Source organism: Paenibacillus sp. BR1-192, from assembly GCF_029542445.1.
Lineage (GTDB): Bacteria > Bacillota > Bacilli > Paenibacillales > Paenibacillaceae > Paenibacillus_AQ > Paenibacillus_AQ lautus_A.
This window is the reverse complement of record NZ_CP120718.1, coordinates 129021-151237: the sequence shown is the minus strand read 5'-3', so window position 1 is coordinate 151237 and position 22217 is coordinate 129021. Positions and strand designations below refer to the sequence as shown.

Sequence of the window (22217 nt, the reverse complement as noted above, 5' to 3'; positions counted from 1 at the left end):
CCTCCTTAATAGTGAACCCAGCGCTTCTGGCCGATCCATTGAATGACGGTGAAGATCATGATGATCAAGAACAGCGCCCAGGAGATCGCGGATGCATAACCCATTTCGTAGTAGCGGAAGGCATTCTGGTATATGAACAGGGATAACACGGTGGTGCTGTTGCCCGGGCCCCCTTGCGTAATGGCTTGAATGATCCCGAACTGCTTGATGGTCATAATGAGACCGGTAATAAGCAGCAGGAAGGTCGTGGGGCTGACGAGCGGCCACAGGATGCTGCGAACCGTTTGCCAGGCGCGGGCCCCGTCGATTTTGGCAGCCTCCAGCAGCTCCGTTGAGACCTCCTGCAGCGCGGCCAGGTAGATGATCATGTTATAACCGAGCATGAACCAGATCCAGATGATGTCGATGGCATACATGGACGAATCCATGGTGGACAGCCATCCCGGGGGATTGGTTATCCCGAACGACTTGAGGATTCCGTTGATCGGGCCGTTATTCGGATGGAACAGCAGCATCCATACGAAAGCCACGGCGACGCCGCTGGTGATGTAAGGCATGAAATATAAGGCGCGGAGCAGCTTTTTTAAATACACCGAGCGGTTCAGAACCACGGCGACGATGAAAGCCAGTCCGATCGATATAGGAACGGATAACAGAAAGAACAGCGTATTTTTGATCGAAATGTAGAAGACCTCGTCGCCCAGCATTTTTTGAATGTTGGCCAGGCCCACGAACTTCGTGTCCGAGCTCATAAATTTGTAGTCCGTAAACATGAGATAGAACGAATACAAGGCTGGCACAATAAAAAACAGCATCACGCCGACCATGTTTGGCCCTATAAACAGATAGCCGAGATACTGTTGCCGTTTCATCCAGGATGTTTTCACATAGCCCCACTCCTCTTGGTCTTTTTCATCTCAAGCATAGCAGTCGGGACCAAGCGGGGATAAGGAACAAAACCTTTGAATTTATGCTACAGAAGTATGCAATTGCAGGGGTGTGAATTTCAACGTCTCCGTAGATTTGTTCTATGGCTGACGAGAAAAAAGCGGCAATCAACTCCCCAGCCCGGATCATGCCGAGATAGGCAGTGTCGAAGCCGAACAAAAAGGGGACCTCCGCCCGAAGCGATAGTCCCCTTCTATTGGAGCCGACAGCTCCTTATTTGCCTTCTTTTAAAAACGTATTGTGCCGGTTCACCATGGCCTCCAGCGTTTGATCGAGCGATTGGGCGTTAAGGAAATACTTCTCATACTCCTGAGCCCGCATATCCATCACCTCTTGCGGCAAGCTCCTAACGTACGTAGGCGTTTTGTCTTCGAACAAGACGTGCATCAAGGAATCCAGGTCATACGTGTCTTTCTTATCACCGAGCAGGTTGTTTAACGCCTCATCCTGATCGGCGTCCTTCGAAGCCGGCAATCTTCCGCCCGCAGCCATAGGAGCCATGCCTCCGTCCGCATACCACTTCAGGAATTCCCAAGCTTCCGCTTGTTTTTTGGATTTGGCATTAATGGAGATGTAATCACCGAGTCCGCCCCTTGTCACGTAGCTGTCCGCACTGTCCGTTAATCTCGGCACTTGGGCGAACGCGATGGTGAAGTCGCGCGGAAAATCCGTAAAGTTATTCGAGCTTCGCAGCAGCCAAGCCCCGATATTCAGCATAGGCACTTCCCCGCTCAGGAACACTTGCTCCACCGGCATTTTGGAAGTCAGCTGCTCTCCGAGCGGCGGCGTGGTCTTGTCCTCCTTCATCATGACGTTCAGGGTTTCCAGCCATTTTTTGACCAGCGGGTGGTCCAGATTCGAAGTTCCGTCCGCCTTGGTGTACCCCTCTTGCGATAACACCGAATCAATCGGATCGACGAACGGCTCCATATTTTGAATAAATCCGTAGTTATTGCCGACTTTGAGCTTCTTGGCATATTCGCGCAGTTCATCCCACGTCCAGTCCTTCGGAACGGGCAGGCCGGCCGCATCAAGGGCATCCTTGTTCAGCGCGACGAAGAAGGCGCTTTTCGTGGTCGGCATCCCGTAATACTTCCCGTTGATTTTCCAGCCTTCGGCGTCGGGCCCCATTTTCTCGTCGATATTGTAATCGTCGAATTGGCTCAGATCCAAGGCCAAATTGGACTCCACCCGTTTGGACGTTTGAGAAAGCGTGTAATTCACGAACAGGTCGACATCCTGCCCTGTAATCATGGCTGTATCGAGCTTCAGGTTCCCGTCATCGTCATTGACGTAGCGGACATACTCGACTTGAATATCGGGATGCTCGGCATTCCACGCGTCGATGACCTCTTGCGGTCCGGCCTCCGGCGGTACGCCGCCCCACATGGTTAGTTTGACCGGATCGCCTGATGAAGGCGCTTTCGAATTGTCCGTTCCTTGTCCCTCATTCGCGGATGACGCTGTTTTGCCGCCGCAGCCTGCAAGAAGACCCATTAGCAATACGCCGATGAGAAGCATCGCCCATCCTTTTTTATTTCTCACATTAGAGACCTCCCCGAGAATCATATTGGTGTGATGCCCTCTCATCGTAGCAGGGAACGGGAGCCGCTTTTAAGCTACATATCCATTCAGATAATGGAACAAAACGATGGAATTCCTGTTTCGGCGAATCCTATGCCCTGCATGGAATCGTTCTATTTAGCGTCTTTGTTGTGTTGTCTGTATTTGCTCGGCGTGAAGCCGGTCAACCGCTTGAATATCTTTATAAAATAATTGTCGTTCACGAACCCCACCCGAAGGCCGATCTCGTGAACAGGGAGGTCGGTTTGAAGCAAATACGCGATGGCTTTATCCACCCGGACCTGGTGCAAATAATGAATCAAGGTGCGTCCGGTCTTTTTTTGAAGAGCGCGCTGACGTAATTCTCGCCCATCATCACGTAGCCCGACATCGATTTTACCGTAATGTCCTGCTCGTAGTGCTTATGGATGTACTGCAATATTTTCTGTACTTCCGGGTGCGACGTGATTTCCTCGGGGGAGGCATGATGCGCCGGTTGTGGCGGCACCGTCTCCGTGGACGCGACCGGAATCGAAACAGGTTGGCTTGGGTTCGGGCTCGGGTTACTCTTGGTCAGCTCGGCATTCATTTTGTGCAGCGTCTCCCTCAGCGTATTCACGCTCATCGACAGCTTCAGGATATAGTTGGATGCCCCGTATTCCATCGCTTGCCGGACATACTCGAATTCACTCATGCAGGTCAGCATCACGAACTTTGAGGCATACCCTTCTTCCCGGGTTCTGCGGAGGAGCTCCACGCCGTCCATCTCCGGCATCACGATATCGGTCAGCACGAGATCGGGCGGATTGCTCCGGATCATCTCCAGCGCTTCGGCGCCGTTGCCTGCCTCTCCCACCACCTTGAATCCAAGCTCCTCCCACGCGATGATCTCCCGCACGGACTCTCGCACAAACACCTCATCCTCCACCAGCAGCACCTTCCACATAGGTCTCTCCTCCTCGCAGCTTTCAATCCGGTTCCAAGCCTACATAGGCCAGAGGCGAATAATCTGCCCGTTATGATGAAATCAAGTGATCGTTCTGATAAGGCGTTGAGATTAACAGCGGGATAGAAAATCGAATTCGCGTTCCCCGCTCCGAAGAAATAATCTCCATGCTGCCCTCTTCCTTAAATAGCAGCCGCAGCAGCTCTTGCACATTGTTGAGACCGATGCCCGGACGTTTACGCATTCCGCCCGCCTGCCGGGACTGCTCCATGCCGACGCCGTTGTCCTTGATCTCCACCGCCAATCGATTCGGTCCCTCCCGGGTAACCGTAATTTCAATGAGACCCTCCTGCTCCGGCAGCGGCCCGATTCCGTGTAGGATGGCATTCTCCACGAGCGGCTGCAGGCAGAGCTTGGGCACAAGCGCATAGAGGATGTCCTCATCATACGCAAAGGTCACGTCAAAACGGTGATTATAACGCACCTGCTGAATATGGACGTAAGCCTGCACCAGCTCGATTTCATCCTTCAGGTGCACCAGATCCTTCTCCGTATTCAGGCTCGCCTCCAGCAGCTTGCCGAGTGACAGGGTGATATTCGTGATATCCTCATTCCCGTGGCGAATGGCACTCCACTTGACCGTATTTAGCGTATTGAGCAGAAAATGCGGGTTCATCTGAGCCAGAAGCATATGAAAATGCACCGCTTCCTTCTGCCTTTCCTCGGCCTTCAATCGCTGAATCAGCATATCCATGTCGTTGAGCATGGAATTGAACGTCTGCGTCAGCTCCAGAATCTCGCCCCGGAACTTGTGCTCCGGCAGACGGATCTTCAGATTGTTGCGGACAACCGCCTTCATCTTATTCTGCAAATGGGATAACGGCCGGGTAATCGTGGCGGCAATAATGAAGGTCATGATGAGGAAAGCGCCGGTCAGCAGGAAAAAGGTCATGAAATATTGGCGCTTCAGCTCCTCGATCTCGTTAAAGAGCACCGTCAGCGGAATCCGGTTCACGATATACCAATCCAGCGATTCCACGTAAATGTAATTCACCAGGGTGTTGGAGGTTTTATCGATAAAATACTTCTGCCTGGGCTCGGCCGCAATCCTGGCTTTCACCTCGCCGGTCAGACTGCTGTTCAAGATCGATTGGGATACGTTCTCGCCAGCGCTCGTAATCAAGAAATACTCCTGCCGCAGCGTCGACTGCTTCAATACCGATTGAAACCAGAAGGAGTAGTCGATGCTGATCCGGGCCATGCCGTACGGCTTGTTGCGGGGAGTTTCCATGTAAGCGTACAGCGACAGCAGGTAAGGACTCGTCGAGATATCCCGCAGCACGTAGTTCGCATCGCTGGAAACCCAATGATACGACACGCCATCCATCTGTTCCCTATCAAAGCCAGGGTTGTCCCGCAGTTTCCTGTAATCGAGGGCCTCCCTGGGAGAATAAGAAGTGTAAGCGTTGCCATGAAAGTCGAGAATCGTGAAGTAGACTGACGGATTATATAGGAAAAAGCTGTTGTTCAAATTTTTGAACTTTTCCTCCATCAGGTTTTTGTTCTCGAGTCCCTGCCGCTGCCCGGGATGGGTCAGCACGGAGGCCACCGTCGAATCTTGCTCCAGAAATATCAGCGTTTTGAAGGCTACGCTCAACTGATCCTCCAGCGTTCGATACATCTGCTCCAGCTGGCTGTGGCTCTGCTGGCTGATTTTCTCCTGGACCAAGGTCTCGATCCGCTGGTAGTTGTACAAATTCAAAATGCCGAAAGGAAGCAGTATGACCAGAACGAACGCGGCAAACAGACGGTATTTCAGCTTGTGTGGAAACAGGGATCGTATTCGGTTCAGCACCCTCCCGCACTCTCCTTTTCGCTCGCTTGTTCTTCAATTATATCAGCACCGGTTCGCTTGAGAATGACAATGCCTGAAATTGCATGGATATGTGCGGTCGATGCCGGGGGCAGGCGCAGTGGATGTGTAGATTTGTTCTATTTTTATCAGACAAAAAAGACCAAACTCTCCGAGAGAGCTTGGTCCTCATCGATTGCATCAACGCATTTCGTGCTCAAGCGCGTTAACGATCGCGCCCGCTAACGTCGAGGTCAGCCACTCCCGATCATGCGTGTTGCATTTGATATCGGATTTAAGGACTTACTTTTCCATCAGCATTTCAAAGCAATTTAACAGCAGCACATACGTCTGCTCAAAGGTGAGCTCCCCTTTCGGGTTAAACTGATTCTTGGCCATGCCGTTCATTAAAGAGAGGTTTATCGCTTGGTATACTTGTTCCTTCGCCCATGGCGAGATGCTGCTGTCGTCCGCGAACCGAGAAGCCGAAACGGATCCGGTTGATGCCGCTCTGCCTTTCAATTCATTCGTCTTGGCATACACCTGAAGGATCAGCGCGGCAGCCTGTTCTCTGGTGATGGTCGCTCGCGGCGAGAAGGATTGCGGCGATGTGCCGTTGATGATACCGTTTTGGTTTGCCCACGTCACGGTCCAATCATCGACGTCCTTAAACGGGGTCTTAACGCCGGTGACGTCCATATAAAGATCCTGTCCCAGCATGGTCTCGATCATATGTACCGCCATCTCCGTAAACTCCACTCTGGTAATCGGCTGCTGGTAGGATCGGTCAAACGGCCAGCCGATAATGCCATTCGCTTTTGCCTTCATGTAATCCGCTTGAGCCCAGTTACTCACTTTGCCATCAGCCGGACCGTCATTCACGTTAACGTGGACCCGGCTTCTTGACTCCAGATAATCATTGACAGAGATCCATGTCGATCCCTTGCCTACGGCTTTGACCTTGCCGTTTGCATCAATCTCCACGATCCGGTTATCTCCGCTTTTGAACGTATTGCCGCTGGTCTGCAGTCCGTCGGTGAGGCCCATTTGAAGGGTTTCCCCCTTTTGAAGCTGAATATCGTAGCGGGCCAACAAACCAGGCATCATTTTGAAAAACGTCGTGGTGAACTCAACCTGTGCCGCGCTTCCGGAAGCGCTATATAGACCCGTGATCTGAACGGTGAAGGCATCATCCGGCGCAAAATCGCCTATGCCGTCAGGCCTAAAAATGACGGCAAAAGGCACGCCGTAATAGCTGGTCTGCACATTGAAATATTTGCCCGATTTATCGTTGTCGCTTTTGTCAAAGCTCCACTCTTTCCCGTCCCTGACACGGGTCAATTTCACTTGAATCTGATCCGTTCTTGTCCGGTCATACTTTTGCGGGTTCAGCGACACCGACCATGGATCGTTTGTCTTAAAAACCTCTTCCGGAAAATATCCTGCAGACGGCCAGGCGATGTAATCATACTGAACTTCGGAAGCCGGGCGGCCCTTGTCCATCGAGTACATCGACGCATAGGCAACGTTGTTGGCGGTATGTACCATACCGAACATGGTCTGTTTCATCTCCGGATTGATGATCCACCGGCGGTGTCCGACGCGATCGATATTCGTAGCCCCGCTATCCGCCATATAACCAAGGACATTGTCATAAAAGGTCGGGCTGCCCCCGTAAAGGTTGCTTGTCCTCGCTCCTTCCTTCGCTGAAGCGTACAGCGAATCGTCCATGCCGGCCGGCATGGTTGGATAATGGCTCAGCTTTTGATGCAGAGCGTTTACAAGCGCTGCCGCCTGCTGCTGCCCTGCAAGCGAAGGGTTGGCCGTCACGTCATCGGGCAGGCCGGATAGGTACCTTACAAAGTTGACGGCGCGAATGCCGTCCTCGATATATTCCGGTTTTATCGTCCCTGCCTTATAGGGTACGGCGACGCTTGGCGATTCCATGTAAATTCGTTCAGGCCCCATGTAGGATGTGCCGGTATCCATGGGTTTGTACTGCTGCCATTTATTCAGGATATCCTGCTTCGTTCGATCTCCCGTCAGCTGCTGAACGTCAGCTGCATGGGCATCGGGGGCCGATAAGACTGCTGCGATCAGCATAGCCGCAGGCAGAATCAGCCATTTTCTCGATCGTTGGAGTGATCGTTTCATAGATTCAAGCCACCTTACTTCTAGTATTTTTCCTATAACTTCCGTCTTCATCATTATAACGGCAAATATAGGAAACTTGAACTATAAAAAGATAGGCTTGTAGATCTAATAGAGTATTTCGGTCGTCGCACAGCTTATTTCATTTCAGCTTCCCGATTTTAACAGCAACCGGAGCCGATATACGCACCGCCCCACAGCTCCCTATCAAGTGTGCAGCCCTAACGCCCCGGCTCCTCAAATAAATGCAAAAAAAGCCCAGCTCCCTCAAAAGCAGGAGCCGGGCTTTCTCTTATTTCAATTATTTTTGCTTCAGGTTGTAGAACGACTTCAAGCCGTTGTATTGAGCAAGCTCGCCCAATTGGTCTTCGATGCGAAGCAATTGGTTGTATTTCGCCACACGGTCGGTACGGGAAGGAGCACCCGTTTTGATTTGGCCTGCGTTAGTAGCCACTGCGATATCAGCAATCGTGCTGTCCTCGGACTCACCGGAACGGTGGGAGATGACAGCCGTGTATCCTGCGCGTTTTGCCATTTCGATCGCATCGAAAGTTTCAGTCAATGTACCGATTTGGTTTACTTTGATCAGGATGGAGTTACCGATACCCTCGTTGATGCCTTTTTCCAGACGCTCCGTGTTCGTAACGAACAGGTCGTCACCCACGAGTTGAATTTTGTTGCCCAATTTCTCGGTGAGCAATTTCCAACCTTCCCAATCGTCCTCGGAGCATCCGTCTTCGATGGTTACGATCGGGTATTTGTCTACCCAAGAAGCGAGCAGGTCAACGAATTCTGCCGGCGTGAAGGATTTGCCTTCGCCTTCCAGAACATACTTGCCATCTTTGAAGAACTCGGTGGAAGCAACGTCCATACCCAGCAATACATCTTCGCCTGGCTTGTAGCCGGCTTTTTCGATCGCTTCGATGATGGAAGACAGTGCATCTTCGTTGGACGTGAAGTTAGGAGCGAAGCCGCCTTCGTCACCAACCGCCGTGTTCAGGCCTTTGCCCTTCAGAACGGATTTCAGGTTGTGGAAGATTTCAGCGCCCATGCGAAGAGCTTCTTTGAAGCTAGGTGCGCCAACAGGCAATACCATGAATTCTTGTACGTCAACGTTGTTGTCCGCGTGAGCGCCACCGTTCACGATGTTCATCATAGGTACTGGAAGTTGTTTGGCGTTGAATCCGCCAAGGTATACATACAGCGGAAGATCCAAAGCATCAGCAGCAGCGCGAGCTACAGCCATGGATACGGCCAAGATGGCGTTCGCACCCAATTTGCCTTTGTTTGGCGTACCGTCCAAAGCGATCATCAGCTTGTCGATGCCGAGCTGGTCCAGAGCGTCCATGCCGATCACTTCAGGAGCGATGATTTCGTTCACGTTCTCAACGGCTTTCAGAACGCCTTTGCCCAGGTAACGGGATTTGTCGTCGTCGCGAAGCTCAACCGCTTCGTGAACGCCAGTGGAAGCACCGGATGGAACGATAGCGCGACCGATTGCACCGGATTCCAGGTATACTTCAACCTCTACGGTTGGATTGCCGCGGGAGTCAAGGACTTCGCGTGCATATACATCAGAAATAATAGTCATGTGTATAGTCTCCTTTGAAATGTTATGTTTATGTTCCATTATGAACTACTTATTTACGTGCTGCAATCATGGAGGTTCCCGTCATCTCGTCAGGCTTCGGCAGCCCCATCAGATCAAGAATCGTTGGCGCGATGTCGGCCAGAATACCGCCTTCACGCAGCGTTACGTTCTCATCCGTTACGATGAACGGAACCGGGTTCGTGGTATGCGCGGTGAATGGACGGCCATTCTCATCGAATACCATGTCCGCATTTCCGTGGTCAGCCGTAATGATAACCACGCCGCCTTTGGCAAGAACGGCATTCACCACTTTGCCAACGCACTCGTCGGTGGTTTCTACCGCTTTAACGGTAGGCTCCAGCATACCGGAGTGACCTACCATGTCCGGGTTCGCGAAGTTCAAGATGATCGCGTCATGCTTATCCGCTTCGATTTCTCTCACGCAAGCATCCGCCACCTCATAGGCGCTCATCTCCGGCTTCAGATCGTACGTCGCCACTTTCGGCGAGTTGATCAATACGCGCGTTTCGCCTGGAAGCTCAACATCGCGTCCGCCGCTGAAGAAGAACGTCACGTGCGGGTACTTCTCCGTTTCCGCAATGCGAAGCTGCTTCTTGTTGTGCTGAACCAACACTTCGCCCAGCGTGTTGTCCAGATCCTTCGGCTTGTAGGCGACGAAGCCTTCCACCGTCTCGCTGAACAGCGTCAAGCAGACAAAATGCAAGCTTTGCGGGAACTTCGGTCCGCGATCGAAACCACGGAAATCTTTGTTCGTGAACACTTGGGACAGCTGGATCGCACGGTCAGGGCGGTAGTTCAGGAAGATGACGGAATCTCCGCTCTCCACCAGACTTACCGGTTCTCCCGCGCCATTTACCATGACGGTCGGCTCTACGAATTCATCATAAACCGATTTCTCGTAGGATTCGGTGATGGCTTTCAGCGGATCCGTATATTTAGGGCCTTCGCCGTACACCATCGCACGGTAAGCCTTCTCGACGCGGTCCCAACGCTTGTCGCGGTCCATTGCGTAGTAACGACCGGAAAGCGTAGCGATTTGGCCAACGCCCACTTCCTCAATCTTCGCAATCAGATCCTTAACGAACTGCTTGCCGCTGTCCGGTGCCACGTCGCGTCCATCCATGAAACCATGGATGTATACGTCATGGAAATCTTCCTTCTTGCAAAGATCCAGCATCGCAAACATGTGCTCAATGTGACTGTGAACGCCACCGTCGGATACCAGCCCGTACAGATGCAGCTTCTTGTTGTTGTTCTTGGCAGCGCGAACGGCTTCCACCAGCGTTTCGTTCTCGAAGAATTCTCCTTCGCGAATCGACTTCGTGATGCGGGTCAAATCCTGATACACGATCCGGCCTGCGCCGATGTTCAAGTGACCCACTTCGGAGTTCCCCATTTGACCTTCCGGCAAGCCTACGGCTTCGCCGCAAGCGGTCAACGTGGTGTTCGGATATTGCTTCAAATACCGGTCGTAGTTAGGCTTGTTCGCTTGAGCGACCGCATTGCCCACCTCGGTGTTGCGAAGCCCGAAACCGTCCATGATGATCAGAGCTACGGGTTTTGGAGCAGACATTTACTTCGCCCCCTCAACGAGTGCGATGTAGGAAGCAGGTTGTAGACTTGCACCACCAACGAGCGCGCCGTCGATGTCGCTTTGTCCCATATACTCCGCTACATTTTCAGGCTTCACGCTGCCGCCGTATTGAATGCGGACTTGGTCTGCAACGGTTTCGCCGTACAGACCTTTAACGAGTTCGCGAATATAGGCGATGACTTCGTTCGCATCCTCTGCCGTGGAGGATTTGCCCGTTCCGATTGCCCAGATTGGCTCGTAAGCAATAACGACATGAACCGCTTGATCAGCAGGAACACCTGCGAACGCTGCTTCCGTTTGTACTTTGCACACGTCTTTGGTTTGGCCGGCTTCGCGTTCTTCCAGCTTCTCGCCAACGCATACGATCGGAAGAAGACCATGACGGAATGCCGCATGTACCTTCTTGTTCACGATCTCATCGGTTTCAGCAAAATACTGGCGGCGCTCGGAATGTCCAATAATGACGTAGTCCACGCCCAGGTCTTTCAGCATCAAGCCGCTGATTTCACCCGTAAAGGCGCCATTGTCTTCGAAATGAAGATTTTGTGCACCGATTTTGATGTTCGTGCCCTTTGCCGCTTCAACCAATGCAGGAAGATTGGTAAACGGCGCGCAGATCACGCTTTCCACGCCTTCTACTTCCGCTTTGCCCTTCACATCTTCAATAAATGAAGTTGCTTCCGGAACAGTTTTGAACATTTTCCAGTTACCAGCTATGATAGGTGTTCTCACACGATTCACTCCTTTATTCCCCCGAAGATTCTCCAGGGTCCAAACTTCATCCACTTGCTATCCAATGCAGTTCCTCATTCTATTTATCGTTCAGTGCCACAACACCAGGAAGTGCTTTGCCTTCCATGAACTCAAGAGATGCGCCGCCGCCTGTCGAGATGTGATCCATCTTGTCGGCAAGGCCGAATTTCTCCGCTGCTGCAGCCGAGTCGCCGCCGCCGATAATCGTGTAAGCTTCCGTTTCCGCACAGGCCTGTGCCACTTCACGAGTACCGTTGCTGAACGGAGCGATTTCGAATACACCCATAGGACCGTTCCACACGACAAGTTTGGAGTTCTTGATCACTTCTGCATACTTGGCACGAGTCTTAGGACCGATGTCAACGCCTTCCCAATCGGCTGGGATGCCGTCGATATCAACGACCTTGGTATTGGCGTCTGCGCTGAATTCGTCCGTAACGACGATATCTTCCGGCAGGTAGAAGTTTTTGCCCAGCTCTTTGGCTTTTTCGATGAAACCGAGTGCCACATCAAGCTTCTCTTTATCAAGCAGAGATTGACCGATTTCATGGCCTTGAGCTTTGAAGAACGTGTAAGCAAGTCCACCGCCGATGATGACATTGTCAGCAAGCGTAAGCAGGTTGTCGATCACGTCGATTTTGTCCTTAACCTTCGATCCACCGATGATGGCGGTAAAAGGACGGTCCGGATTCGAAAGGGCTTTGCCGAGAACGGACAGCTCTTTCTCCATCAACAATCCCGATACGGCCGGAAGATGATGAGCAATCCCCTCTGTCGAAGCGTGCGCGCGGTGAGCAGCACCAAACGCGTCGTTCACGAACAGATCGGCCAGCTCAGCGAATTGCTTCGCAAGTTCCGGATCATTCTTCTCTTCACCAGGGTAAAAACGAACATTTTCAAGTACGAGCACATCGCCGTTTTGCAGCTTCTCGACTTGAGCTTTAACGGCTTCTCCTACCGCTTCATCCGCTTTGGCTACCGGTTTGCCGAGCAGTTCCGACAGACGCTGACTCGCCGGAGTCAGGCGCAAAGATTCTACGACCTCTCCTTTGGGACGACCCATGTGGCTGGCCAGGATGACTTTCGCTCCTTGCTCCACCAGATACTTAATCGTCGGCAAAGTCTCGCGAATACGAGTGTCGTCTGTAATTTTACCATCTTCGAGCGGTACATTGAAATCGACGCGGACAAACACCCGTTTGCCGCTTACTTCTACATCACGTACACTTTTCTTGTTCATCTCCACGTTCCTCCTAAGAAAACTATTCTCCTCACCGACAGCATGCAGTTGCTCTCGTATCTCTCTCTATCGTCTAACCAGCGCCCGGATTCTTATCTATTCTTCCCAGTGCTCTGGCATGAAAACAAGGAAAAACCATGAACCAAAGAGGAGACCCGTGAACGGAACTCCTCTTCGATTGAATGGCTAGATCAATTACAGACCTTTGCTTGCGATGTAAGCAGCGAGGTCAACGACACGGTTGGAGTAGCCCCACTCGTTGTCATACCAAGAAACAACTTTCACCATGTTGTCGCCAACTACCATAGTGGAGAGCGAATCGATAGTGGAAGAAGCTGGATCGCCATTGTAGTCGCTGGATACAAGCGGCTCTTCGGAGTAGTTCAAGATGCCTTTCAGCGGGCCTTCAGCAGCTGCTTTCAGAGCTCCGTTTACATCTTCAAGGGTTACGTTTTGGGACAGCTCAACTACGAGGTCCGTTACGGAAACGTTCTTCGTAGGTACACGCATTGCCATACCGTTCAATTTGCCTTTCAATTGTGGCAGAACGAGGCTAACCGCTTTAGCAGCACCTGTTGTGGATGGAATGATGTTTTCGGCAGCTGCACGAGCACGACGCAGGTCTTTGTGCGGAAGATCAAGCACTTGCTGGTCATTCGTGTAGGAGTGAACCGTAGTCATCATGCCTTTAACGATACCGAACTTCTCGTCAAGAACTTTAGCAAAAGGAGCCAAGCAGTTTGTTGTACAAGAAGCGTTGGAGATTACAGTATGGTTAGCTGCATCGTATTTGTCTTCGTTAACGCCCATAACGATGGTGATATCTTCGTCAGTAGCTGGAGCGGAGATGATAACTTTCTTAGCGCCGCCTTTCAAGTGAGCGGAAGCTTTGTCTTTCGCTGTGAAAATACCAGTGGATTCTACAACGATTTCAACGCCGTACTCAGCCCAAGGCAATGCTTCAGGGTTACGCTCAGCGAATACTTTCACTTCGCGGCCGTTTACAACGAGTGCGCCTTCTTTAGCTTCAACAGTTGCATTCAGTCTGCCGTGAGTGGTGTCATATTTCAAAAGGTGTGCCAGCGTTTTTACGTCCGTCAAATCGTTGATTGCCACGATTTCAACTTCGCTGTTGTTCAGCGCAGCGCGGAATACGTTACGTCCAATACGTCCAAAACCGTTAATACCTACTTTAACCATGAGTAGTTCCCTCCATATTTGTAAAATTTATATATTCAAGATTGGCCGTTAAGCCAATCAAGACAACAAAAAATGAAAAATCTGTTGTACGCCCGCGGACTCAGATGCCGGCGTCAATTTCCTTCTCGACTTCCAATGCTGCGGCTTCATCCGTAACGAGAATGTCCTCGTGTCCGAATTTCAGCACCGCGTGAATCGCTTTGCCCTTGCCTTGCCCTCCAGCAATGCCGATGATGGTCTCCGTCCGCATAATATCCTCAAGCCGGAGTCCAAGGGTAAGCATTTTGTGGACAACTTCGCCATCTTCACTGAAATAATAGCCGAAGGATTCCGCGATCGCGCCATCTGCCTGTAAGTTCCGGATAGAGCCTTCATCCAGCTTCCGCCGTCTGGCCATCTCCATGGCATCCCCGATGCCGTGAATAATGACGCGGCTGCGCCTGATCACATCCACGATCTCCTGGATGTGCTGATCCTGAACCAACGATTGATAAGCATCCTCGCTGAGCAGATCCGGAACATGAAGCAATCGGTACTCAGCCCCAACGCGCTTAGCCATTTTGGAAGCGATGGTGTTCGCTTGAATCTCCATGCTCTCCCCGAGGCCGCCACGCGCCGGCACAAACCAAGTGCTTGTCAACGGTTCGCCGCCAGGCAAAGAGGACATCTGCTCTGCCACTTCGGCGAGCGTGGAGCCGCCTGTTACGGCAATCGTATCTCCATCCTGGACAAAGTTAAGCAGCGTTCTTGCTCCGGCCCGGCCAAGCTCACGTTTGACTTCCGGAGATGACTCGCTGTCACCGGGAATAATGACCACTTTACGAAGCCCGTAAGCCTGACGAATCTTCTCTTCCAGTTCAACCAGTCCGAACAACTCATTCATGACCGGTTCCAACTCCTCCAGCAAGCATATCCCTGAGCCGCTGATCCGCATGCCGAGCGTTTCAATCTCGATCAGCCCTTGCGCTTTCAGAAGATCAGTCTCTGCTCTGAGAACACGCTCGGTCATCGATAACGATGAAGCCAGTGTTCTTCGGCCAACAATTCCGGACAACTTGATCTGATGAAGGATGGTATACCTTCGTTTAAGAGTGTCCATCAGATCCGGCAGAAGTTGCTCTTGTATTTCTAATAGGTTACGCATGCATTCCACTCCTGCAAACTTCGTCTCGGCTCTCCTACCTGGTCGTAAAATGTCCCAGTTAAACTTTTTAAGTCCCACCCTTATTCTAACCAATAATCATGCCGGTTGCAAGTGTCCGAAAGTATATTTCTCTACCCCAGGCATTCTTATACATTATGGCCAACTACCGGCTCGTCTATATAATAGGAACAAAGTTTTGTCCGCTATTGTATTTTTGAAATAGATGCGGTATAATCAACTTCGTTGCTGATTTTTGTGCGCCCGTGGTCCAATGGATATGACGTAGGCCTCCGGAGCCTGAGATCGAGGTTCGATTCCTCGCGGGCGCGCCATTATAACATTTATTCTCTATACTGATTACCCTATAGTGCCCATAACGGCTCTTTTTTTTACTCAATAGTTTGACTTTCTTTGACTTTTTGATTTAAATTGTTTATCATGTGGGTAATACGGTAACAGTATTTATATGAGGTACTTAAGAGGAGGTTTTCCACGTGAGTTTTATACCTATGGTCGTTGAACAAAGCAACCGCGGTGAGCGGGCGTACGACATCTATTCCAGATTGCTGAAAGACCGCATTATCTTCCTCGGCTCCGACGTAAATGACGTGGTCGCCAATTCCATCATTGCCCAAATGCTGTTCTTGTCGGCTGAGGATCCCGAGAAGGATATTCATCTTTACATCAACAGCCCTGGCGGTTCCATTACCGCAGGTATGGCGATATTCGATACGATGCAGTTCATCAAGCCGGACGTCTCGACGATCTGTGTCGGCATGGCTGCTTCCATGGGCGCATTCCTGCTTAACGCAGGCGCCAAAGGCAAACGCTACGGTCTCCCTAACAGCGAGATCATGATTCACCAGCCGCTCGGCGGCGCACAAGGTCAAGCCACGGATATTGAAATCCGTGCCCGCCGCATTCTCAAAATGCGCGACAAGCTGAACCGCATCCTGTCCGAACGCACCGGCCAACCGCTGGAGCGCATCGAGAAGGACACGGATCGCGACTACTTCATGACGGCTGACGAAGCCAAAGAGTATGGCCTGATCGATCAAGTACTGGAAAACACACCGCCGCAAGGTTTATAAAAGAAATGAAGTAAAGGGCAGGCGCCGTTATCCGGTGCCTGCCTTTTCTTATCCTCTGGATTCATCGAAAACTTCGAATACTAAATAGTGAGAGTATCCCCTTCGGTCGCTGTTGAAATCGGGAAACATGAATGATTAAATAAGGAGGTTTCCCGATTCCAAAGGCGAACGCGTTGCTCCTCCAAGGATACTCTCACTTCGGTACGATTTTTTCAATAAAACATAAAGACGGTAAGGCCATCCCCCTCCTAAAAGGCCTGTCTTAACTTGAGGGGAGGGGAAAAAGGGTACGCCTATGGTGAGATACACAAAAAATCCCCTTGATCATAGGGCGCAGGAGTATATGCTCCACGCTCAATTGATCAGGGGATTTATCGCAACGGGTTTCAGCACAGTGTTACATCAGGACAGCATCATGTATCTAAACAAGCTATAGTATGAAATTTAGTGATTACAGTTTACACAAACCGCCTATGATATACTCTTACTTCCACTCTTTCAGCTTCAGCTCAAACTCAGGAAATCCATAGGCATAGGCGGTGTATTCATAAAGCTGGAAGTACAGCACCGCCGCGTTATCCTTCACATAGAAGTCGGCATCGGCAGGCACTCCCTCAAAACCGCCGAGGTAACCTCCCTCTTTCTTCATCTTGCTCAGCACAAGGTTGTTCAGCTTCTGCTTGTTCTTGCCCTGCATGTTGATGAAATCGCCCAGCTTCATTTGCTTGCCGTCCTTCAAGGAGAACGTGAAGCTTTTACGGAAGGTCATGCCATGGGCACCGCCGGTGTACGAATAATCATACGCCGTAATGCTCAGGATGTCGTTCTGGTTGTAATGGACCACGAAGTCACCGCTGAATTCGTAAGGGAAACTGGATTCCGACGGCGGGAATTCCTCGGCGTTTCCTTCCGCGCCGGTGATTACGCCGGACGCATTTTCTTTCAACACTTTGTTGATTTCGGCTTGGACCTCCGCATTATCGAGTCCGCTGATTACAGGATAGTTCACAACAGCGTCTACGCCCTGAATATTCTTCTTGAGCGCAACCGATTTAATGGTAATGTCATTCAGCTTCTTCTGTGTCATGCTCAGTGTTTTCAAGGAAGGATTCCATTGTCCCTGAACGCCCATGTATTCGCTGATCGTTTTGAACGGCAGATACAGACGTCCATTGATGATCTGTCCGCCAGGCTCGCCGGCATACGAACCGTTCACCAGAATGCCGATTTCGCTTGCAGCATACACGGCGGCGCTCAGCTTGTTATAGCCGTTACCCAGTGTATACGTGCGTTTTTTGGAATCATATTTAAGAGGCATCCCCAGACCATCCCGCAAAGCTGTCGCTGGCACATAAGTTACCCCATGCAGCACTAGACCTTTTTGTGACAAGGTTTTGCCGTTCCATTTCAGTACAACTTCATTTTTCGACGTTTTTTGGCTGGCGGAAACGGGTGCCTTAGCGGCGCTTGCATCGATGACCTGTCCGCTCAAACCAAGACTACCAAGCAGGACACTAGTTGCAATTAATGATGCACATACACGAAATTTAGGATTCATATCAGAATTCCACCTTTGTTAAATTAAGTTTCCGTTAGTTGTTAATCTATTACCCTTAATCATTATAAGGAAAGCTTTCAATGTATTGGTAACAAAGTGAATGACAATTTTGACTCCATGCCATAGGACCTATACATTCTCATGATTCTTTCCGGACGAACGCCGCTGCGCTAAGAAACACACCGAACAAGAGAGCACTTGAACCGGCAAGCAGCAGTAGTTCACTGCCTTGGACAACGTAAGCAAGAAGAATCAAACCGATGCCAACGAGTGCACTGTGAATGCTCGTCAGCAGCAGATGCAGCGCGCTTTTCCTGAAAAAATTCAGAAAAAAAACAGCAGCGATGCCTGCAACAATCAAAGCAATAAACCCCATGCTCGTCAGATCACTCAAGCTGCTTCTTCCTTTCTGGGATACCCCATTTATAAAAAACGGGCCTAAACCGTATACAACCTCCTTATATATAACAACGAAAAGGATCCTGAAGTTGTGGTGGAATTCCTGAAAATCGGCCAATTCTTCCCACTTTGGGACTAATGTCTCATTCTGCTCTGCAAAAAAAAGAGCCCATCCCCTTTAGGGGACAGGCTTCCTTTATTACAAAAAGATGAAGAACTGAAGCTTATACTAACGGCCGCTCTTCAGTTCGGTCCATAAACGATCATAGACGGAGAGCGAGTCACCGACATTATCGAGCCACTCGGTACGGCCCAGCTCCTCTTCCGTCAGGTTGATCATCGTATTGGCGCGGTATTCCTCGCTATGGAATTCCATCGCTTTCGTGTTCGGATTGCTGTATCCGATAAATTCATAGTTTTTGGCGCTGACTTCAGGCTCCATCATGAAGTTGATGAATTTCTCGGCCAGCTCCTTATTCTTCGCGCCTTTTGGAATCGCGTAGTTGTCCGAGAATATGGTCGCTCCTTCTTCAGGCACCACATACGCTACATCCGGATTCTCCGCCGCGATGAACGCCGCGTCTCCGGACCAAACCGTGGCAATCCAGCCTTCCTCCTGAATCATCTTCTGCTTAATATTGTCCGTATCAAACGCAAGGACATTGGGCAGCAGTGTCTTCAGCTCATCGGATGCAGCCGTGATTTCCGCCTCATCCGTGCTGCTGTTGGATTTCCCTTGCTTTTTCAGCGCCATGCCGATCATTTCCCGGTTGTCGTCCAGAAGCAGGACTTTGCCCTTGTATTCCGGATTCCAGAGGTCTTCCCAGCTGTTGATTTCGTCCTTCACATACTTCTTGTTATATGCAATTCCCGTTACGCCGGACGTGTAAACGATCGAATATTTATTGCCCGGGTCATAAGACGGATCTTTGAAAGTATCCGTAATATTGACGAAGTTCGGGATATTATTCATGTCAAGCGGCTCAAGCAGCTCCGATTCAATCATCGTTTTGACCATATAATCGGACGGCTGAATGAGGTCATAACCGCTGCCGCCAGCCTTGATCTTAGCCAGCAGGTCTTCATTGTTCGCGTAGTTGTCGTAGGTTACCTTCACGTCGAACTTCTCCTCAAAGTCCTTCAGCACCTCGGGATCGAAGTTATCCGCCCAGCTGTAAATATGAAGCGTCTCCTTATCCGAGCCGCAGCCGGCCAGCAGTCCTACAGACAATACCGCAACCATGCCTGCCGTCAGCAGGCGGGTCCATCTTGATTTTTTCAATTCAATATCTCCTCTCTTTCCACTTGCATGTTTTAATTTTATTTCGAAAAAAGCGTTTCTATCGCTTAGATCGGTAATGTTTTGTGTTTCTTCTGCCCATTGCCGCGGTTAAGAATATATTGGGCTAACAGGATCAGCGTGATGCTGACCAGTATGAGCAGCGTACACAGCGCGTTGATCTCTGGCGAGATGCCGCGCTTCACCTGAGCGTATATATAGATCGGCAGCGTTGTTGAGCTTGGGCCGGCGACGAAAAAGCTGACCATAAAATCGTCCAGCGACAGCGTGAAAGCAATCAATGCGCCGGAGATAATGCCCGGTGCAATCTGCGGCAGCGTGACGTGCCGGAACGTTTGCCAAGGCGTGGCGCCCAAATCCTGGGCAGCCTCGTCCAGCTGTTTGCCCATCCCCGACAGTCGGGCCGTTACCACGACATAGACGTACGACAGGCTGAACGTAATATGGGCGATGATCACCGTTGCCTTGCCAAGCGGCATGTTCAGTTGACTGAACAGCACCAGCAGCGACAGCCCCATAATAATATCCGGGATGATGACCGGCAGATACAGCAGGCCATTCATGCCGCTGCGGCCTTTACGCCCCAAATTCCGAAGCGAGAGCGCCGCTGCAGTCCCGAGCAGGGTGGAAACGATCGTCGAGATGACGGCCACCGTCAAACTGTTCATCAGCGCTTCCATCACGTGCCGATTCTGGAATAGCGACACATACCAATCCATCGTAAAGCCTTCCCAATTGCCGCTAAGCCGCGTATCGTTAAAGGAATAGATGATAATCATGACGATGGGTACATAGATGAAAGCCATCATAAGGAAAGAGTGAACCCCGAGCAGCGGGTGATTCTTCTTTTTCACTTATCTCCCCTCCCCTACGCGTTGATGGCGGGCTTGCATCGCCCGGTTAAAGAGCAGGATCAGCACCAAGGACGTAATCACAAAAATAACCGATAACGCCGCTCCAAAGGGCCAGTTGCGCGCACCCAGGAACTGCTGCTGAATGATATTGCTGATCATGGAGGACTTGGCGCCCCCCAATATATCCGTGACGACAAACATCCCGGAAGTCGATACGTAGACCAGAACCGCACCCGTCATGATGCCGGACTTGCTCTGAGGCAAGGTAATATGCCGAAATGCCTTCCATCTGGAAGCGCCCAGATCGCTGGCCGCATCCAGCAGACGTTTGTCCATCTGCTCCAAGGCCACGTAAATCGGCAGCACCATGAACGGAATGAAGTTATACACCATCCCGAGCAGTACGGCGCCGTACGTATACAGCATCTGAATCGGCTCGTCGATCCATCCAACCCACATCAGCAGGCTGTTTACCACGCCTTGCGTCCGGAGCAGCAGAACCCACGCATAGGTTCGGATCAAAAAGTTGATCCAGAACGGAACCGTGATCAGAATCAATCCCCAGGTTTGGATACGCGGGGAAGCGTTGGCTATATAATAGGCCAAAGGATAGCTGACTAACAAGCAGATCACCGTAGTCAGCAGCGACAGTACCAAGGTATCCCAGTAGATGCCCAAATATAATGGATCAAAAAAAGTCTTGTATCCTTCCAGACTGAAGGAAAACACGACATTCCCGAGCGAATCCCGCGAGAGAAAGGAAATGCCGACCACGATCAGCATCGGAACGATTAGGAACAGGGATAACCACAGCAGCACCGGAGTCAACAGGAACCTTGATTTCCTCATGGCCCGATGATCACCTCATCCTTGGCGTTCCAGTTCACCCCAACCCGTTCGCCAACCTCCCACGGATGGTCATCCGAGATATCCAGGGCAATCGTGACCTTCATCGGCTCATCGTCCAATTGGACCAGCAGCTTATGAACGCTGCCGAGGTACTGCACATCCTCAATCACGCCGCTCTTCTTGGCACCCGATTCCCGCTGGGGAATGAGTTTCTCCGGCCGTACGGCAAAAAGCCCCTCAGGCGAGGAGAAGACGTTATTCTCCCCTACAAACGTGGCGGCAAACAGCGTTTGCGGTCTCGCATAGATCTCGCGCGGCGTGCCGATTTGCTCTACCCGTCCATGGTTCATGATGACGATCCGGTCGGATAGCATCATGGCTTCCTCTTGGTCGTGCGTTACATATACAAACGTGATTCCGAGCGTCCGCTGCAAATGCTTGAGCTCGGACTGCAGGTTCTTCCGCAGCTGCAAATCCAGTGCGCCGAGCGGTTCATCCAGCAGCAGCACCTTCGGCTTGTTGGCGATGGCGCGTGCAATGGCCACGCGCTGCTGCTGTCCGCCGGACAACTGGTGCGGGAAGCGTTCCCGCAAGGCGGTCAGCTGCGTCATCGCAACAGCCTCGTCCACGCGCTCCTTGATGAGCTGGCGCGGCATTTTTTTCATTTTCAGTCCAAAAGCGATATTGTCTTCTACGGTCATATGCGGAAACAGAGCATAGTGTTGGAATACCAAATTCAAATCCCGCTTGTTCGCAGGCATATCCGTCACATTCTGACCCGCCAGCCATACCTGTCCTTCGGTCGGCTGCTCGAATCCTGCTATCATTCGGAGAATCGTCGTTTTGCCGCAGCCGCTGGGGCCCAGCAAAGTCAGGAATTCCCCTTCTTTAATGGAGAGCGACAGCGGATGCACGACCGCTTGTCCCTGAAAATGCTTCTCGATCTGGACAAGTTCAATCACATGCATCAACCCCTTCTTCAAAATGTGACCTGTTCGTTTCCATGTGTACATCCTATTACCAGTATGCACAAAAACGTTCTCCACTAAGAAGAAACGGTCCTACTGCCTGTTATGCTCAGGTTGGCAGAATCCGTTTCTTAAGGGTGGAGGCGGTTAGAAGTCTCTACTAAGAAAAAAAAGCCATATCCATGGGTATGGCTT

19 protein-coding genes and 1 tRNA gene are annotated in these 22217 nt (G+C 51.0%); 2 read left to right on the top strand and 18 right to left on the bottom strand.

Going from position 1 to position 22217, the window contains the following annotated elements; translation table 11 throughout:
* Nucleotides 1–5: 5 nt before the first annotated feature.
* The 12 genes from P0X86_RS00755 to P0X86_RS00700 all read right to left on the bottom strand — a co-directional run bounded on the left by P0X86_RS00755 (nucleotide 6) and on the right by P0X86_RS00700 (nucleotide 15003).
* Nucleotides 6–887: a carbohydrate ABC transporter permease gene (locus tag P0X86_RS00755; protein ID WP_009593631.1), complete on the bottom strand. Its 882-nt coding sequence runs from the start codon at nucleotides 885–887 to the stop codon at nucleotides 6–8.
* Between the two features lie 274 nt (nucleotides 888–1161).
* Entirely contained in the window at nucleotides 1162–2493 is a 1332-nt protein-coding gene (locus P0X86_RS00750; protein ID WP_277747497.1) for an ABC transporter substrate-binding protein, read from the bottom strand.
* Nucleotides 2494–2645: 152 nt separating this feature from the next.
* Complete coding sequence (locus P0X86_RS00745; protein WP_277747496.1) at nucleotides 2646–2834, bottom strand: helix-turn-helix transcriptional regulator; 189 nt, start codon at nucleotides 2832–2834, stop codon at nucleotides 2646–2648.
* Nucleotides 2831–3457 (bottom strand): response regulator, encoded by a 627-nt coding sequence (locus P0X86_RS00740; RefSeq protein WP_277747495.1) that lies wholly within the window; start codon nucleotides 3455–3457, stop codon nucleotides 2831–2833. The genes P0X86_RS00745 and P0X86_RS00740 overlap by 4 nt, the downstream gene beginning before the upstream one ends.
* A gap of 70 nt (nucleotides 3458–3527) precedes the next feature.
* Nucleotides 3528–5312 (bottom strand): sensor histidine kinase, encoded by a 1785-nt coding sequence (locus tag P0X86_RS00735; protein ID WP_213579914.1) that lies wholly within the window; start codon nucleotides 5310–5312, stop codon nucleotides 3528–3530.
* Between the two features lie 300 nt (nucleotides 5313–5612).
* Nucleotides 5613–7463 (bottom strand): S-layer homology domain-containing protein, encoded by a 1851-nt coding sequence (locus P0X86_RS00730; RefSeq protein WP_277747494.1) that lies wholly within the window; start codon nucleotides 7461–7463, stop codon nucleotides 5613–5615.
* 298 nt (nucleotides 7464–7761) lie between these two features.
* Nucleotides 7762–9051, bottom strand: a complete 1290-nt coding sequence (gene eno / locus P0X86_RS00725) for a phosphopyruvate hydratase (protein WP_009593642.1) — start codon at nucleotides 9049–9051, stop codon at nucleotides 7762–7764.
* A gap of 49 nt (nucleotides 9052–9100) precedes the next feature.
* Nucleotides 9101–10645, bottom strand: a complete 1545-nt coding sequence (gpmI, locus tag P0X86_RS00720; protein WP_277747493.1) for a 2,3-bisphosphoglycerate-independent phosphoglycerate mutase — start codon at nucleotides 10643–10645, stop codon at nucleotides 9101–9103.
* Nucleotides 10646–11398: a triose-phosphate isomerase gene (gene tpiA / locus P0X86_RS00715; protein ID WP_012818438.1), complete on the bottom strand. Its 753-nt coding sequence runs from the start codon at nucleotides 11396–11398 to the stop codon at nucleotides 10646–10648. It abuts the gene before it with no gap.
* A gap of 79 nt (nucleotides 11399–11477) precedes the next feature.
* On the bottom strand, nucleotides 11478–12659 hold the full coding sequence (locus tag P0X86_RS00710; protein WP_012818437.1) for a phosphoglycerate kinase: 1182 nt from the start codon (nucleotides 12657–12659) through the stop codon (nucleotides 11478–11480).
* A 195-nt stretch (nucleotides 12660–12854) separates the two neighbouring features.
* Complete coding sequence (gene gap, locus P0X86_RS00705; RefSeq protein WP_009593640.1) at nucleotides 12855–13859, bottom strand: type I glyceraldehyde-3-phosphate dehydrogenase; 1005 nt, start codon at nucleotides 13857–13859, stop codon at nucleotides 12855–12857.
* 100 nt (nucleotides 13860–13959) lie between these two features.
* Nucleotides 13960–15003 carry a sugar-binding transcriptional regulator gene (locus P0X86_RS00700; protein WP_009593661.1) on the bottom strand — a complete coding sequence of 348 codons (1044 nt, stop codon included), beginning with the start codon at nucleotides 15001–15003 and terminating at the stop codon, nucleotides 13960–13962.
* Between the two features lie 257 nt (nucleotides 15004–15260).
* On the opposite strand from P0X86_RS00700, the gene P0X86_RS00695 reads away from it, so the two are divergent.
* A tRNA-Arg gene (locus P0X86_RS00695) sits at nucleotides 15261–15335 on the top strand.
* A gap of 162 nt (nucleotides 15336–15497) precedes the next feature.
* Nucleotides 15498–16094, top strand: coding sequence for an ATP-dependent Clp endopeptidase proteolytic subunit ClpP (gene clpP / locus P0X86_RS00690; RefSeq protein WP_009593635.1), 597 nt, complete (start codon nucleotides 15498–15500; stop codon nucleotides 16092–16094).
* A gap of 484 nt (nucleotides 16095–16578) precedes the next feature.
* On the opposite strand, the gene P0X86_RS00685 is transcribed toward clpP, so the two are convergent.
* The 6 genes from P0X86_RS00685 to P0X86_RS00660 form a co-directional block, all read right to left on the bottom strand.
* The gene (locus tag P0X86_RS00685) at nucleotides 16579–17652 is read right to left on the bottom strand and encodes a PdaC/SigV domain-containing protein (protein ID WP_192570093.1); all 1074 of its coding nucleotides are present in this window, start codon (nucleotides 17650–17652) and stop codon (nucleotides 16579–16581) included.
* A gap of 139 nt (nucleotides 17653–17791) precedes the next feature.
* Nucleotides 17792–18046 carry a hypothetical protein gene (locus P0X86_RS00680; protein ID WP_192570094.1) on the bottom strand — a complete coding sequence of 85 codons (255 nt, stop codon included), beginning with the start codon at nucleotides 18044–18046 and terminating at the stop codon, nucleotides 17792–17794.
* Between the two features lie 234 nt (nucleotides 18047–18280).
* Nucleotides 18281–19333: an ABC transporter substrate-binding protein gene (locus P0X86_RS00675; protein WP_009593633.1), complete on the bottom strand. Its 1053-nt coding sequence runs from the start codon at nucleotides 19331–19333 to the stop codon at nucleotides 18281–18283.
* A 65-nt stretch (nucleotides 19334–19398) separates the two neighbouring features.
* On the bottom strand, nucleotides 19399–20205 hold the full coding sequence (locus tag P0X86_RS00670) for an ABC transporter permease (RefSeq protein WP_096777144.1): 807 nt from the start codon (nucleotides 20203–20205) through the stop codon (nucleotides 19399–19401).
* Complete coding sequence (locus P0X86_RS00665) at nucleotides 20206–21054, bottom strand: ABC transporter permease (protein WP_036664936.1); 849 nt, start codon at nucleotides 21052–21054, stop codon at nucleotides 20206–20208.
* Nucleotides 21051–22022, bottom strand: coding sequence for an ABC transporter ATP-binding protein (locus tag P0X86_RS00660; RefSeq protein WP_009593655.1), 972 nt, complete (start codon nucleotides 22020–22022; stop codon nucleotides 21051–21053). Before P0X86_RS00660 ends, P0X86_RS00665 begins: the two co-directional genes overlap by 4 nt.
* Nucleotides 22023–22217: the final 195 nt, after the last annotated feature.

Coding starts and splice junctions, on each gene's coding strand:
- P0X86_RS00740 (WP_277747495.1), bottom strand. CDS start 3,457: ATGTGGAAGGTGCTGCTGGTGGAGGATGAGGTGTTTGTGCGAGAGTCC.
- P0X86_RS00730 (WP_277747494.1), bottom strand. CDS start 7,463: ATGAAACGATCACTCCAACGATCGAGAAAATGGCTGATTCTGCCTGCG.
- eno (WP_009593642.1), bottom strand. CDS start 9,051: ATGACTATTATTTCTGATGTATATGCACGCGAAGTCCTTGACTCCCGC.
- gpmI (WP_277747493.1), bottom strand. CDS start 10,645: ATGTCTGCTCCAAAACCCGTAGCTCTGATCATCATGGACGGTTTCGGG.
- P0X86_RS00710 (WP_012818437.1), bottom strand. CDS start 12,659: ATGAACAAGAAAAGTGTACGTGATGTAGAAGTAAGCGGCAAACGGGTG.
- gap (WP_009593640.1), bottom strand. CDS start 13,859: ATGGTTAAAGTAGGTATTAACGGTTTTGGACGTATTGGACGTAACGTA.
- P0X86_RS00700 (WP_009593661.1), bottom strand. CDS start 15,003: ATGCGTAACCTATTAGAAATACAAGAGCAACTTCTGCCGGATCTGATG.
- P0X86_RS00685 (WP_192570093.1), bottom strand. CDS start 17,652: ATGAATCCTAAATTTCGTGTATGTGCATCATTAATTGCAACTAGTGTC.
- P0X86_RS00665 (WP_036664936.1), bottom strand. CDS start 21,054: ATGAGGAAATCAAGGTTCCTGTTGACTCCGGTGCTGCTGTGGTTATCC.
- P0X86_RS00660 (WP_009593655.1), bottom strand. CDS start 22,022: ATGCATGTGATTGAACTTGTCCAGATCGAGAAGCATTTTCAGGGACAA.